Annotated in this window: 19 protein-coding genes and 1 pseudogene; 7 read left to right on the top strand and 13 right to left on the bottom strand. The window is 40.5% G+C overall.

Annotation, left to right across the window (positions count from 1 at the left end; translation table 11 throughout):
• Positions 1-19 precede the first annotated feature (19 nt).
• The 7 genes from atpE to BHC43_RS05185 all read left to right on the top strand — a co-directional run bounded on the left by atpE (position 20) and on the right by BHC43_RS05185 (position 5,648).
• The gene (gene atpE / locus BHC43_RS05155; protein ID WP_025331627.1) at positions 20-250 is read left to right on the top strand and encodes a F0F1 ATP synthase subunit C; all 231 of its coding nucleotides are present in this window, start codon (positions 20-22) and stop codon (positions 248-250) included.
• 64 nt (positions 251-314) lie between these two features.
• A complete protein-coding gene (locus BHC43_RS05160) occupies positions 315-785 on the top strand; it encodes a F0F1 ATP synthase subunit B (protein WP_025331626.1) in 471 nt (156 codons plus the stop codon).
• A 4-nt stretch (positions 786-789) separates the two neighbouring features.
• A complete protein-coding gene (locus BHC43_RS05165) occupies positions 790-1,326 on the top strand; it encodes a F0F1 ATP synthase subunit delta (protein ID WP_100141184.1) in 537 nt (178 codons plus the stop codon).
• Between the two features lie 10 nt (positions 1,327-1,336).
• Entirely contained in the window at positions 1,337-2,884 is a 1,548-nt protein-coding gene (gene atpA, locus BHC43_RS05170) for a F0F1 ATP synthase subunit alpha (RefSeq protein WP_100151587.1), read from the top strand.
• Between the two features lie 24 nt (positions 2,885-2,908).
• Complete coding sequence (gene atpG, locus BHC43_RS05175; RefSeq protein WP_100141186.1) at positions 2,909-3,784, top strand: F0F1 ATP synthase subunit gamma; 876 nt, start codon at positions 2,909-2,911, stop codon at positions 3,782-3,784.
• Positions 3,785-3,817: 33 nt separating this feature from the next.
• Positions 3,818-5,215: a F0F1 ATP synthase subunit beta gene (gene atpD, locus BHC43_RS05180; RefSeq protein ID WP_100100496.1), complete on the top strand. Its 1,398-nt coding sequence runs from the start codon at positions 3,818-3,820 to the stop codon at positions 5,213-5,215.
• 10 nt (positions 5,216-5,225) lie between these two features.
• Complete coding sequence (locus BHC43_RS05185) at positions 5,226-5,648, top strand: F0F1 ATP synthase subunit epsilon (protein WP_100156701.1); 423 nt, start codon at positions 5,226-5,228, stop codon at positions 5,646-5,648.
• Between the two features lie 414 nt (positions 5,649-6,062).
• On the opposite strand, the gene BHC43_RS05190 is transcribed toward BHC43_RS05185, so the two are convergent.
• The 13 genes and pseudogenes from BHC43_RS05190 to BHC43_RS05245 all read right to left on the bottom strand — a co-directional run.
• On the bottom strand, positions 6,063-6,806 hold the full coding sequence (locus BHC43_RS05190; RefSeq protein ID WP_100156702.1) for an SDR family oxidoreductase: 744 nt from the start codon (positions 6,804-6,806) through the stop codon (positions 6,063-6,065).
• A gap of 180 nt (positions 6,807-6,986) precedes the next feature.
• Positions 6,987-7,313: a carboxymuconolactone decarboxylase family protein gene (locus tag BHC43_RS05195; protein WP_100156703.1), complete on the bottom strand. Its 327-nt coding sequence runs from the start codon at positions 7,311-7,313 to the stop codon at positions 6,987-6,989.
• Between the two features lie 24 nt (positions 7,314-7,337).
• Positions 7,338-7,736 carry a cupin domain-containing protein gene (locus BHC43_RS05200; protein ID WP_100156704.1) on the bottom strand — a complete coding sequence of 133 codons (399 nt, stop codon included), beginning with the start codon at positions 7,734-7,736 and terminating at the stop codon, positions 7,338-7,340.
• Between the two features lie 175 nt (positions 7,737-7,911).
• Positions 7,912-8,157, bottom strand: coding sequence for an RHS domain-containing protein (locus BHC43_RS05205; protein WP_100156705.1), 246 nt, complete (start codon positions 8,155-8,157; stop codon positions 7,912-7,914).
• A 262-nt stretch (positions 8,158-8,419) separates the two neighbouring features.
• On the bottom strand, positions 8,420-8,722 hold the full coding sequence (locus BHC43_RS05210) for a hypothetical protein (RefSeq protein WP_100140250.1): 303 nt from the start codon (positions 8,720-8,722) through the stop codon (positions 8,420-8,422).
• A 1-nt stretch (position 8,723) separates the two neighbouring features.
• Positions 8,724-9,140 (bottom strand): hypothetical protein, encoded by a 417-nt coding sequence (locus tag BHC43_RS10805; RefSeq protein ID WP_373885632.1) that lies wholly within the window; start codon positions 9,138-9,140, stop codon positions 8,724-8,726.
• Between the two features lie 9 nt (positions 9,141-9,149).
• Positions 9,150-9,209, bottom strand: a pseudogene (locus BHC43_RS10990) (hypothetical protein); the annotation flags it as partial.
• A 140-nt stretch (positions 9,210-9,349) separates the two neighbouring features.
• Complete coding sequence (locus BHC43_RS05220) at positions 9,350-9,784, bottom strand: hypothetical protein (protein WP_100156706.1); 435 nt, start codon at positions 9,782-9,784, stop codon at positions 9,350-9,352.
• Entirely contained in the window at positions 9,784-10,560 is a 777-nt protein-coding gene (locus tag BHC43_RS05225) for an RHS repeat domain-containing protein (protein WP_218966467.1), read from the bottom strand. The genes BHC43_RS05220 and BHC43_RS05225 overlap by 1 nt, the downstream gene beginning before the upstream one ends.
• Positions 10,561-10,873: 313 nt before the next feature.
• Positions 10,874-11,266, bottom strand: a complete 393-nt coding sequence (locus tag BHC43_RS05230) for an Imm50 family immunity protein (RefSeq protein ID WP_100156708.1) — start codon at positions 11,264-11,266, stop codon at positions 10,874-10,876.
• A gap of 31 nt (positions 11,267-11,297) precedes the next feature.
• Positions 11,298-11,852 carry an RHS repeat-associated core domain-containing protein gene (locus BHC43_RS05235; RefSeq protein WP_306807696.1) on the bottom strand — a complete coding sequence of 185 codons (555 nt, stop codon included), beginning with the start codon at positions 11,850-11,852 and terminating at the stop codon, positions 11,298-11,300.
• A gap of 172 nt (positions 11,853-12,024) precedes the next feature.
• Positions 12,025-12,456: a hypothetical protein gene (locus BHC43_RS05240; RefSeq protein WP_100156710.1), complete on the bottom strand. Its 432-nt coding sequence runs from the start codon at positions 12,454-12,456 to the stop codon at positions 12,025-12,027.
• A 12-nt stretch (positions 12,457-12,468) separates the two neighbouring features.
• A partial coding sequence (locus BHC43_RS05245) for an RHS repeat-associated core domain-containing protein (protein WP_144078739.1) occupies positions 12,469-14,044 on the bottom strand: 1,576 nt, incomplete at its 5' end.

The raw sequence follows: 14,044 nt of genomic DNA on the forward strand, positions 1-14,044 counted from the left end.
TATTTAAGGAGTGAAGTAAATGGGTGGTTTAATCGCTATCGCTTGTGGTTTGATGATTGGTATTTCTGCCATGGGTGCATCTATCGGTATCGGTATGCTGGGCGCAAAATACATGGAATCTTCTGCCCGTCAGCCAGAATTAATGAACTCATTGCTGGGTAAATTCTTCATTATCATGGGTATGATTGATGCTGCGTTCATTATCTCTCTAGGCGTATCATTCTTGTACTTCGCCAAAATCGGCGGCTGATAAACTTAGATTTGCTGGTTGTTAACTGTATTAATTAATAAACACAAATTCTAAAGGTTTAATCGTGAATATCAACGCAACCCTAATTGCACAAGTACTTGTTTTTGTCATGTTTGTGCTATTTACGATGAAATTCGTATGGCCACCCATCGTCAAAGTACTTGATGCCCGTGCCGACAAAATTGCCGAAGGTTTGGCTGCTGCCGAACGTGGAAAAAACGATTTTGCTCAGGCGGAAAAACGTGTTGCTGATATCTTGGCCGAGGGTCGCAGTCAGGTCTCCGAAATGGTGGCCAATGCGGAAAAGCGTGCCGCGCAGATTGTTGAGGATGCCAAAACACAGGCATCCGAAGAAGCTGCCCGTATCATGGCTCAGGCAAAAGCTGATGTAGAGCAGGAAGCTAACCGGGCCCGTGAAGCACTGCGGCAGCAGGTAGCAGATTTGGTTGTAAAAGGTGCCGAATCTATCCTGCGCAGTGAAGTTAATCCTTCACGTCACGCTGATTTACTGGCGAACCTGAAACAGGAGCTGTAATCCCATGGCTGAGTTCGCAACCATAGCCAGACCTTATGCCAAGGCATTGTTTAGTCTGGCGCAAGAACAGAATCAGATTGAGTCTTGGTTGGACGAACTGAAAACACTGGCTGAAATCATACTGCAACCGAAAGTGCAGTTACTAATAGATGAGCCGGAATGCGAATACACTGAAAAGGCAAAAGAAATCCTGTCTTTAGTGGATTTTACGCCCGCAGAAGATTTGAGAAACTTCATTTTTGTGCTGGCGCAGAACAAACGCTTAACAGTTTTGCCAGAAATTTATACGTTATTCCAAGACTATGCTTTGTCCCTTAACGACATAAAAGAAGCCACCGTATACACAGCTTACCCTATTGATAAAGCGCAGTTTGCACAAGTAGTAGTGGATCTGGAAGCCCATTTCAACACACGGTTGAAAGCGCATCAGGTGGTTGCCCCAGAATTAATTGGTGGCATAAAAGTAGAAGTTGGTGACCGAGTATTGGATTTGTCGGTGCAGGGTAGATTAAACAGCCTGCATACGGCATTGATGAATTAGGAGAGTTTTCATGCAGCTTAATCCTGCTGAAATTAGCGATTTGATTAAAGCTAAAATCGCAAACCTGAACGTAGATACAGAATTACGTACCCGTGGTACCGTAATGTCTGTAACTGACGGGATTGTGCGCGTACATGGCTTGTCAGACGTGATGCAAGGTGAAATGCTCGAGTTTCCCGGCAATACATTTGGTCTCGCCATGAACCTGGAGCGCGATTCTGTAGGTGCCGTGATTCTGGGCGAATCCGAACACATTAAAGAAGGTGACGAAGTTACCTGTACTGGGCGTATTCTGGAGGTGCCAGTAGGCCGTGAGCTGGTAGGACGCGTCGTAGATGCACTGGGTCGCCCCATTGATGGTAAGGGACCGATTAATGCTACACATACTGCTCCGGTAGAAAAAATTGCTCCGGGTGTAATTGCACGTCAATCTGTTGATCAGCCAATGCAAACCGGTCTGAAAGCCATTGATTCAATGGTGCCTATTGGCCGTGGACAGCGTGAATTAATTATCGGTGACCGTCAGACAGGTAAAACAGCCGTGGCTCTGGATGCTATTGTTAACCAGAAAGATACCGGCGTAATCTGTATATACGTAGCCATCGGGCAGAAAGCTTCTTCCATAGCTAGTGTAGTGCGCAAACTGGAAGAACATGGTGCGATGGATCATACCATTATTGTAGCAGCTACTGCCTCTGAAGCAGCTGCGCTGCAATATATCGCTCCGTATGCTGGTTGTAGTATGGGTGAATTCTTCCGTGATAATGGTGAAGATGCCCTGATTGTCTATGATGACTTGTCCAAACAGGCCGTAGCCTATCGTCAAATTTCCCTGCTATTGCGCCGTCCACCTGGCCGCGAAGCTTATCCGGGTGACGTATTCTATCTGCACTCACGTCTGCTAGAACGTGCTTCCCGTATTAACGCACATGAAGTAGAAGAGCTGACCAAAGGTGCAGTAAAAGGCAAAACCGGTTCATTAACTGCATTGCCAATTATTGAAACACAGGCTGGTGACGTGTCTGCATTTGTACCGACCAATGTAATTTCCATTACTGACGGGCAGATATTCCTAGAAACCGATCTGTTTAACTCCGGTATTCGTCCGGCCATTAATGCTGGTATCTCTGTATCCCGCGTAGGTGGTGCTGCTCAGACTAAAGTTATCAAAAAACTGGGTGGTGGTATTCGTCTGGCATTGGCTCAGTATCGAGAACTTGCGGCGTTTTCTCAGTTTGCTTCTGATTTGGACGAAGCAACACGCAAACAGTTGCGTCATGGTGAAGTTGTGACTGAACTGATGAAACAGAAACAGTTCAGCACGTTGAGTACAGGTGAAATGGCACTAACTCTGTGGGCAATCAATAATGGCTCATATGATGATGTTCCTGTGTCCAAGGCATTGAATTTTGAGTCAGAATTTTTGGGCTATGTGCGTACTCAGTGTCCAAATGTATTACAGGACATCGATGCCACCGGTGCATTAAGCGATGACAATGCCAAAGCATTGGACAACGCCATGAAGACCTTCAAATCGTCTTACGGCTATCAGGCGTAAACGTGTCATTGAAAGGAGTCTGAAATGGCAGTAGGAAAAGAGATTCTCACCCGAATTCGCAGTGTTCAAAATACCCAAAAGATCACTAAAGCGATGCAGATGGTGTCAACCTCTAAAATGCGGAAGACTCAGGAACGGATGCGTCAGGCGCGTCCGTATGCCGATAAAATTCGTCTGGTGATGAGCCATCTGGCACAAACCCATTCTAATCACAACGTCCCGCTGTTGCGCAGTAATAATGACAGTAAGCGAGTAGGATTTATTGTAATTACGACTGATAAAGGACTATGTGGTGGTCTGAATGCCAATATCCTCAAAGCATTCTTCAGTAAAGTACAAGAATGCAATCAGCAGGGGCTTGAGGCCGAAGTTGTATGTCTCGGCAGTAAAGGACTGGCCGCCTGTAACCGAGTGGGTTTGAATGTCATTGCCAGTGCTGTGGGTCTAGGTGATACACCTAGAGTGGCTACATTGCTGGGTCCGTTAACGGAAATTTTTCAGCGTTATGCAGAAGGTAAACTGGATGCCATTTATCTGGTTTATGCCGGCTTTATCAATACCATGCGTCAGGAACCGCGTCTGGAAACACTGCTGCCCATCGGGCAGAATGTTCTGGATCAGGTATCTGAAAGTAAGGAATACAGCTGGGAATATGTATACGAACCCTCGCCACAACAGGTGCTGGAATTTTTAGTCCGCCGTTATTTAGAGTCTGTGGTTTATCAGGCCTTATCTGAAAATATGGCTGCCGAGCAGGCTGCGCGTATGGTAGCGATGAAAGCTGCTACCGATAATGCAAGCAATGCCATTAAAGAATTGCGTCTGGTGTATAACAAATCGCGTCAGGCAGCGATTACCACAGAGTTGTCAGAAATTGTGGCCGGTGCTGCTGCTGTTTAAGCAGTACAGGTCAAATAAACTTAGGATGCGATAATGAGCCAAGGCAAAATCGTACAAATTATTGGGGCGGTAGTGGACGTAGAATTCCCACATGATTCCATACCCAATGTGTATGACGCTCTTAAACTGGTTGATACTGATTTGACTCTTGAAGTTGAACAGTTACTGGGTGATGGTATCGTGCGTACCATCCCTATGGGTACTTCCGATGGTCTGAAACGCGGTATGGCCGTAGTTAATACCGGCGCACCGATTACTGTACCGGTGGGTACAGCTACGTTGGGTCGGATTATGGACGTTTTGGGTCATCCGGTGGATGAAGCTGGCGAAATTCAGACCAGTACTACCCGCTCCATTCACCAACAGGCACCGAAATTTGATGAGCTTTCCAGCTCAACTGAATTGCTGGAAACGGGTATCAAGGTGATTGACCTGCTGTGTCCATTTGCCAAAGGCGGTAAAGTTGGTTTGTTTGGTGGTGCCGGCGTTGGTAAAACCGTTAACATGATGGAACTGATTAACAACATTGCCAAAGCACACAGTGGTTTGTCTGTATTTGCCGGTGTAGGAGAACGTACTCGTGAAGGTAATGACTTCTATCACGAGATGAAGGACTCCAACGTACTGGATAAAGTGGCCATGGTGTATGGTCAGATGAACGAACCACCTGGTAACCGTCTGCGTGTAGCTTTAACTGGTCTGACCATGGCGGAATACTTCCGTGATGAAAAAGATGAAAACGGTAAAGGCCGTGACGTACTGCTGTTCATCGACAACATTTACCGTTACACACTGGCCGGTACTGAAGTATCAGCTTTGCTAGGACGTATGCCGTCTGCTGTGGGTTATCAGCCAACACTGGCTGAAGAAATGGGTCGTCTACAGGAGCGAATTGCTTCTACTAAAACTGGCTCCATTACTTCTATCCAAGCCGTATATGTACCTGCAGATGACCTGACTGACCCTTCTCCGGCCACAACATTTGCCCACTTGGATGCAACCGTGGTGTTAAGCCGTGATATTGCTTCTTTAGGTATTTATCCGGCAGTGGATCCGCTGGACTCTACTTCACGTCAGCTAGACCCCGCTGTAATTGGTCAGGAACATTATGACGTTGCACGTGGTGTACAGACTACTTTGCAAAAATACAAAGAGTTGAACGATATCATTGCGATTCTGGGTATGGATGAATTGTCTGATGAAGACAAACTAACCGTAAACCGCGCACGTAAGATCCAGCGCTTTTTGTCACAGCCATTCCACGTAGCAGAAGTGTTTACCGGTGCGCCGGGTAAATATGTTTCACTGCGTGATACCATTGCCGGCTTTAAAGCTATTCTGAATGGTGAGTACGATCACCTGCCTGAACAAGCTTTTTACATGGTAGGCAATATTGAAGAAGCTGCTGAAAAAGCGAAAACCCTAAACTAAGGAGCGCTTGATGAGTACCATGCAAGTGGAAGTGGTGAGTAACGAAGAAAACATCTATTCAGGTGAAGCCAGCTTTGTAGTTGTGCCGACTCTGGAAGGTGAGCTAGGTATTTACCCTCGCCATGAACCCATTATGAGCTTGGTGCGTCCTGGTGCTCTTCGTTTGACCGTACCTGACCAGAAAGAAGAAATTCTGGTAGCAGTATCAGGCGGTGTTCTGGAAGTACAGCCGAATAAGCTTACGCTTTTGGCAGATGTGGCCGTTCGCAGTGAAGAAATGGATCAGCAGCGTGCCGAAGAAGCCAAAAAAGCAGCCGAATCCGGTATCCATGAGGCCAAGGATGATGTTTCACTGGCCAAAGCTCATGTGGCTTTAGCTGCGGCGATTGCTCAACTGAAAACTCTGGATTACCTGCGCACTCATCGAAAATAACATTGATTGATATAATCAGATAAATAATCTGATTGTAATAAAAAATGTTTTAAGCCCGAGCATTGCTCGGGCTTTTCTATTACTTAAGTTCAACCATGAGAAAATATTTCTCAGTATAATGTTTTAAACTTCAAAGTATATGTCATTTATAAATTAATGATAAGAGCTGATACATCAAAAGAAATCATTGAGACCAGTAAACAAATATTTAATTGTAATAAAAATACTATAAACTTTTTAAAAGCTTATTGATACGGTATTGATCTGTAAAATGCACTATTAAATAATAAGTTAAACTAATTCAGTAATTATTGTTGATTTCTGCAGTAACAAATTAAATTGATATGCAAAAAGCAAAAGTATAAAGCTTTTGCTTTCGTATTTACTACAAATATTGTATTCCAGATAATTTGATTAAGCTTGTTTAGTTGGATAGATAGTCAGCTCACTAATATTGGTATCTTCGGGCTGCTCAATGGCAAAGTTAACAGCACGAGCAATGGCATCAGGGCTGATGCCAACCTGATTGTATAATTGAGTCATACTTTGCAGCACATTTGCATCAGAAATACTTTGTAACAGCTCTGTGTTGATCGCTGCAGGATACAAAGTAGTAGTACGGATATTAGTTTGTTCAGTGGCACTTTCCTGCCGAATAACTTCCATCAGATTACGTACGGCAAATTTAGTTGCGCCATAAACACCACAGCCCATGAAGCTTTTCAAGCCAGCAATTGAAGAGGTAGTAATGATATGGCCAGATTTCTGTTTCGTGAAAATAGGCATGACCGCAGCAATTCCATTTAGCACACCCTTCAGATTAATATCAATCATATTATTCCAATCGTTTGTCTGAAGAGCACTGATAGGGGAGTTGGGCATAATACCGGCGTTATTAAATATCACATCTACACCCTGAAAATGTTTTTTAGCCAGCTCAACTAATGCATGCATCTCTACCGGCTGGCGCACATCTGTAACTTGATAAACGGCCTCGCCGCCAGACTGAGTAATCTGTTGTTGTAGTTGTTGAAGTTGTGATTCGCGGCGCGCAGCAAGTACGACTTTTGCTCCGTTTTGAGCTAGTAAGCGTGCAGTTGCTGCGCCAATACCTGATGATGCACCGGTTATGATGACTACTTTATTTTGAACAGCCATGTTTTACTCCTTTGATTAGTTCCGTTTAGTGCTCAAACACCGATTGCTGTTTTGTTAAGATTAAATGACAGGTATATAAATATTAGCTGGCAAATTAGCTATAGTGTCTGAGCTTAAGTTTGACCAGGGAAAAATTTCAAAATTATCAAATACCTGAATACATTTGAAGTTTAGCGCAAATTATTTTTCATTGTCTTGATAAATTTGCTTGGCTAGATTAAATGCAGACCAAGCCTTCGGCCAGCCCACATAAAAGGACAGATGAGTAATAATTTCAACAATTTCATCTTTGGTGATGCCATTTTGTTTGCCAATATTCAGATGGGCACTTAATTGCTCGAAATTACCGGCACTGATTAATGCTGCAATAGTAATCATGCTGCGCTGATGTGCTGGTAATTGTTGTTCTCGTGACCAAACTTCACCAAATAAAACATCATCATTAAAATGAGCAAACTGAGGTGCAAATTCGCCTAAAAGTTCATGACCTGCTGTCTGTTTTTTCATTGCCGTACTCCTGTAGATTAAAAATTACAGAGCGTTGTAATCGCTGCTTGCTACGGGTTCCAGCCATTCGCTTTGACCTTTGGTAATGGCCACATGACTGAACCAACTATCTTTCGTTGCTCCATGCCAATGTTTGACTCCCGCATGAATAACCACTACATCGCCAGGATTAAGTAATTGTGCCGGTTTGCCTGCTTCTTGATACCAACCCTGACCGGCAGTAGCAAGTAAAATTTGATAGCCATTCATATGCTTGTGCCAATGGTTGTGGCAGCCAGGCTCGAAAGTAACATTGCTAACGTCTACATCGATATTGTCATCAATAGCAGCCAGATTAGCTAAATAGCTCTGACCAATAAAATATTGAGCATAATTGATATTTTCTTCACCTAGTGGAAAGATTTGTTTAAATGATGAATTCATGGTTTTTATCTTGAAATGTTTTGATGATTAAGTATAAAACTTCAAGTTCACTTTAATTCAAGTATTTTTTATTGAGCAAATATTTTATGGATTAATCACCATTTTTAATCTAAACATATTAGTAGGCGACAACACATTTCAATATGTTGATGTACTTCCAATTTCTAAGATGCTTTTATATTGTCAAAGCGTACTTTAATAATTGCGTAGATTTACCCCACAGCTGATAGCAGCATGCCCATACAATGTGGCCGTCTTCATCAGTGAGTTCTTCTGGGGCACCGTTGACATCGGTGTGGTAGTACAGCACTTTTTGTTCCGTACCGGTGGTGGTCTCCACTCTGGCTAAGGGTTCATAGCCGCTTTCATCAGTGTAGATATAGACGCTTTTGCTTCTGTCGGTACGGGTTTCCTGAATCATTCTTAGTCCGTCCCACAGGAAGTGGGTACGGCCGTGTGCGTCGTAAATGTATTACAGGCCACGGAAGTGGAATAAGTTGTAAGCAGCCAACAATGTTCTAAATATTATGATAACTGTTTTAGTAGTGGCGGTTGATATTGCCCAAAAAAGTTATTGTAGTAATCATAAATTATATAATATTTTGTTTTTTAATATAAATTTCTTATTAAAATTTGATGGTATCTTTATGTTAGGGATTACTCATAATAATATAATTTTCACATTATTTTGAATATTTCATTTTTACTAAAATGTCCCCTGTATTTAATCTTATTTTATTATTTTCGTAAATATATTCTATCCATAATTCTTTATTATCTGATTCACAATCATTCATTACTCTATATTCAGAATATCCTGTATACGTGTTTATTAGTGGAATTATTTTTTCCACTTTTCCTTCAATTTTATTTTGCGATAAATAAACAGTAAGTTGTTTTAACAAATATAGTTTTAAATATAATTCTTTATTATTTCCATTTAATGAATTAATTTCATTTTCAATAAAGCTGATAATTTTTTGCATATTACCTCTCAATATAAATAGTTATTTTTTCACCATTTGGTGTTAAAACATTAATATGTGGTACTGTTTTATGAGGATGGCCATCTGGTAATCCCTCATGTCCATATAAAACACCATTTTTATTAAATTGGTAATCTTTATGGTATACAGCAGTTTTGTTTTTTTCTAAAGGTCTAAGTTTAAATTCTTTCTTTTGTTTAGATGTTTTGTCTGTCGATTTATTCTCGGCTTCGGTAACTTTTCGGGTGTTATTAAAAGCGCCATATAATACTTGATCGGCTTCTTTAAATGAATTAACACTTACATCTTTTCCTGATTGTGCTTCTTTTATTTTTTTATTCAGTTTTGAGTTGTTAGCTACATTACACAACCCCCACGGATCAACCCACATCAAGCCATTAGGCGCATACTGATACAAATTAAACCCACCCAGCAACCCAATCGGGTCCGGCTGCGTGAATCTGCCTATATCAGGGTCATAGTACCTGAAAGTATTGTAATGTAAGCCCGTTTCTCTGTCTAAATACTGCCCCTGATACCTTAGGTTCTTTTATATCTTAGTATGTAAAATCTTTTGTAAAAGCCAAGTCTGCCTTAAAGTTTAAAAATATACTTTTTATTCTCAAACTAATTTTTTATTATCTCTTTGTTCAATTTATCAATAGCATTTTGAATAATTTTAATATAATCTTTTTTGTTTACTTTTATTCTAATTAATTTAGAACTACCCCATTTTTTTACTACCAAATACTCTACTTCATCTATGGAGCAAAAAATACCAAAATCTCCATCAAATGATTCAATAAAAGTGGGTAAGCATGAGTTATTTATGTCTTCGAAAAGAAAATCGAATACTATATCAATTTCATCATATTTAACTTTAATTAATTTACTATTGGATAATCTCATCATTAAATCATCAAATGATAATTTTAATGACTCAGCTAATACTGTTTGATCAAAATCCCCAATAACATAGTTATTGCATAAAAAACAACAATTACAAAACAAATATTCTTGGTCATTTGAAAGAAAAGTTTTAATTTTAAAAAAAAAGTCCATCAACATCCTTTATTGTGTTTATTTTTGAAAAATCCATCTTTTTTCATTTGATTAAATCTATTTTTAACTTCTTTAGGTACTAAAATACCTCTATTTTGTGATGTATCTCCATTCCAATGAACCCTCCCATTATTGCTATTACCATAACGATGAATAACTTCATTTTTATCAATTGCATACCAATGTTTACCTTCTTTGTCTGGTATTGCATGTTCATATAGTTTTTCTGCATCACTTGGTAAAACTGATGTTTTTGTTCCACCTCCTCTAAAATTACCAGATGAAGGGTCATGATGGCCTGGATTTTCATATTTTGGTTTTGGCCCATGATAGTATCCATCCTCGGCTTTCCACCCCCACGGATCAATCCAAGTCAACCCATTAGGCGCATACTGATACAGATTAAACCCACCCAGCAACCCAATCGGGTCCGGCTGCGTGAATCTGCCTATATCAGGGTCATAGTACCTGAAAGTATTGTAATGTAAGCCCGTTTCTCTGTCTAAATACTGCCCCTGATACCTAAGGTTCTGTTGTATCTGGCTGTGTTCGATTTCCTGTATCGGCTTGCCCCACAGCTGATAGCTGCACGCCCATACAATATGACCGTCTTCATCAGTAAGTTTTTCCGGGGCACCGTTGACATCGGTATGGTAGTACAGCACTTTCTGTTCCGTACCGGTGGTGGTCTCTACTCTGGCTAAGGGTTCATAGCCGCTTTCATCCGTGTAGATATAGACGCTTTTGCTTCTGTCAGTACGGGTTTCCTGAATCATTCTCAGCCCGTCCCACAGAAAGTGGGTACGGTTGCAGGCTTTGCCCGCCCGGTCTATCTGGTGTTTTTCGATACGTCGGCCTAAGGCATCGTAGACATAGCCGTAGCGTTCGGTACGGTTTAATTTTTCGATACGAACTTCGATTAGGCGGTGTTCGGCATCATAGTGGTAATACTGGGTACCGCTGGCGGTCTGTTTTTACCTCAATATTTTTAATAATTTAAAATTTTTTATTTATACTCATTAATAATATATTTGAATAATTTATTTATTAAATACAAAATTATAAATAATAAAGCTAAAATTTAATCTATTATTTCCATCGCTGATCCCAATAGGGATAAATTGAATCAATAAAAATTACATCGGTGGTACAAGAAAAGAAAAATTCTTCTTTATTGGTAATCGTAAATATAAATTTATTATTTTCTTGATGTATTAATGGAGAACATATGAAACCGACACGGTTTCCATTTAAAATCAAGTTGTTTATAGCTATTAGTTCCAAAGTTATTGATATACCGTTAAACTTTATTTGTTTCCATTTTTTAGGAGTTTTTTTTGGTATGTTTTTTACTTTAAAACATAATCTAACTTTAGATAAATCGTAAAATAGTAAATTTTCAAACTCTGAATCATCAAGAGATAATTCATCGTTAAACATAAATTTAATTTTTTCGCGTCCTTGTAAATGATCTAACCACATATTTAAAATCCTTTTGGAAATTCATAATGACCTAATGTATTTTTGATAGAGCCGTTTCTTGTGCCATTTCCTGTTTCAGAGTCAAAGGCCTTATATTGAAATGTGACCCTTGGTTTCCTGGAGTTCCTTTAAGTCCATATATATGTCCTGCAAAATGCTCCTGAATTACGACTTTTGAACCATTATGTTGTACAAAATGATACTTTCTTGATTCTAATGGTCTATAATTATCATCCATAACTAAATGACCTTTTCTATCAGTTAAAGGAACTTTCTTAACTACTATCGGATGTTGATTCATAGCCAATCCTGTTTCTCTTTTAGCTGCTCCCAAAGCAGATTTTCTTGATGAAATTGTTGTATTACAGGCCGTCAATCCCCACGGATCAATCCAAGTCAACCCATTAGGCGCATACTGATACAGATTATACCCACCCAAGAGCCCAATCGGGTCCGGCTGCGTGAATCTGCCTATATCTGGGTCATAGTACCTAAAAGTATTGTAATGTGAGCCCGTTTCTCTGTCTAAATACTGTCCCTCATACCTTAGGTTCTGTTGTATCTGGCTGTATTCGATTTCTTGAATTGGTTTGCCTCATTGTTGAAAGCTGCATTCCTATATAATTGTGCGATACTGAATGGTCAGTTTTTTTAAAATAATTGTTTAATTTTATATTCAAATTTCATCAATGAAAATTAGTTATGCTAAAATTAATTCTTTCTGGAGTATAGATATATTATCTAGTCTACATGATCTTTTAAAAAATACCTGTTAATTTTTTTCTTGATATTTTTAAATCTTTAGCAATAATCTCAACATAAAATGAATCACTTTGGATAATATAATGATAATAGTCTCCAAAATCATATTTATTCCATTCAGGAAAAAAAGAACTTCTTTCAATCTTCAAATTTTCTAGCCAGGATGAATCTTTGACAATCCAATAGCAAGCGTGAAAATTATCGTCTTCACGAGGAATATAATAGCTTAATTTTTTATTACGTTCGTATCTCATGGCCCAAACATAAGAAAAATCTAATATTCCAGTAAATACAGAATATTTAGCAGAAGAAGAATTCCATATTTTAAAAAAAGCAGTTAATGAATCTCCTTTTGATTTTAAAACAATATCATCATTTGGAGCCTGCCAATAAGGAAGCTCTATTGCATATGCCATATCTTTTTTCATAATATTTATCTTTCATTTGCAAATTGGAATTTTACCAGTCCCTTTTTTAGGTAAACCATTTTTTTTAAGTCTACTGTTGAAATCTTTCAAAGTATCAATATCTGTTTCAATGATTACTTTTATTTGCTTAGCTTTTGCTTGATGAGCAATAGTTAAACGACTGTTACCATCCCTTACCACTAATTGTCCTTTAACATTGATAACCCTTATTGCTGTAAAATCTGTAACTTTTATATTTCCTTTACGTACATCATTTATTACAGATTGTATATTTCGTTTACCTTCAGGTGTATCAAAAGCACTATTAATAGTTTTCTGAGAAAAATTAATATCTTTAGGGTTAACAAGAATCTCATTTGAATTAAGTTTTATTTTTTCCGTTGTTAGTCCCCACGGATCAATCCAAGTCAACCCATTAGGCGCATACTGATACAGATTAAACCCACCCAACAGCCCAATCGGGTCCGGCTGCGTGAATCTGCCTATATCAGGGTCATAGTACCTGAAAGTATTGTAATGTAAGCCCGTTTCTCTGTCTAAATACTGTCCCTGATACCTTAGGTTCTGTTGTATCTGGCTGTGTTCGATTTCCTGTATCGGTTTGCCCCACAGCTGATAGCTACATTCCCACAAGATGTTACCAGCTTCATCAGTGAGTTCTTCCGGGGCACCGTTAACATCGGTGTGGTAGTACAGCACCTTTTGTTCTGTACCGGTGGTGGTCTCTACTCTGGCTAAGGGTTCATAGCCGCTTTCATCAGTGTAGATATAGACGCTTTTGCTTCTGTCAGTACGGGTTTCCTGAATCATTCTTAGTCCGTCCCACAGAAAGTGGGTACGGTTGCAGGCTTTGCCCGCCCGGTCTATCTGGTGCTTTTCGATACGTCGGCCTAAGGCATCGTAGACATAGCCGTAGCGTTCGGTACAGTTTAATTTTTCGATACGAACTTCGGTCAGGCGGTGTTCGGCATCGTAGTGGTAATACTGGGTACCGCTGGCGGTCTGTTTGCTGTGGGTACGCCCATGTGCGTCGTAGGTGTATTGCAGGCCGCGGAAGTGGAGTAGTTGGTTAAAGCGGACCAGGTTTTGGTTGTCGGTACTGCTGTCTTGGTTGCGTCTTTTATCCAGTAGGTTGGCAGCGGCATCGTATTGCAGGGTTTCCCAGTAGGCCTGGTTGCGGCAGCTTTCGATGCGGCCGGTGCGGTCATAGTGGTAATCGGTCTGTCCTTGCTGAGTATGTTTTTTACTCACCAGCCGGTCGAGGTTGTCGTACTGGTAGCGGCGGTCGGTGAGGATGTCGGGCAGGATGGTGTTGTGGCCACGTCGGGTCTGTTTGTGTTGCAGGCGGCTGTTGCGGTCGTATCTGAATTCGGTGTTCAGTTGTCCCTGGCTACGCAGGACTTCGCGATGTAGGCGGTCGCGTTCGATGTCGGTGATGGTGGTGCCGTCTAGGTTGATTTGGTGCAGATGGCCGGAACCGTAATAGAGGTTGTTGAGGGTACGACCATCGGGCAAGGTGGTGGCGATGCGGTTGCCCAGTTGGTCGTACTGATGGCTAAGGGTGCCTTGTGCGGTGGTTTCGCTCAGC

The sequence above is a fragment of the Snodgrassella alvi genome (genome assembly GCF_002777855.1).
Lineage (GTDB): Bacteria > Pseudomonadota > Gammaproteobacteria > Burkholderiales > Neisseriaceae > Snodgrassella > Snodgrassella alvi_E.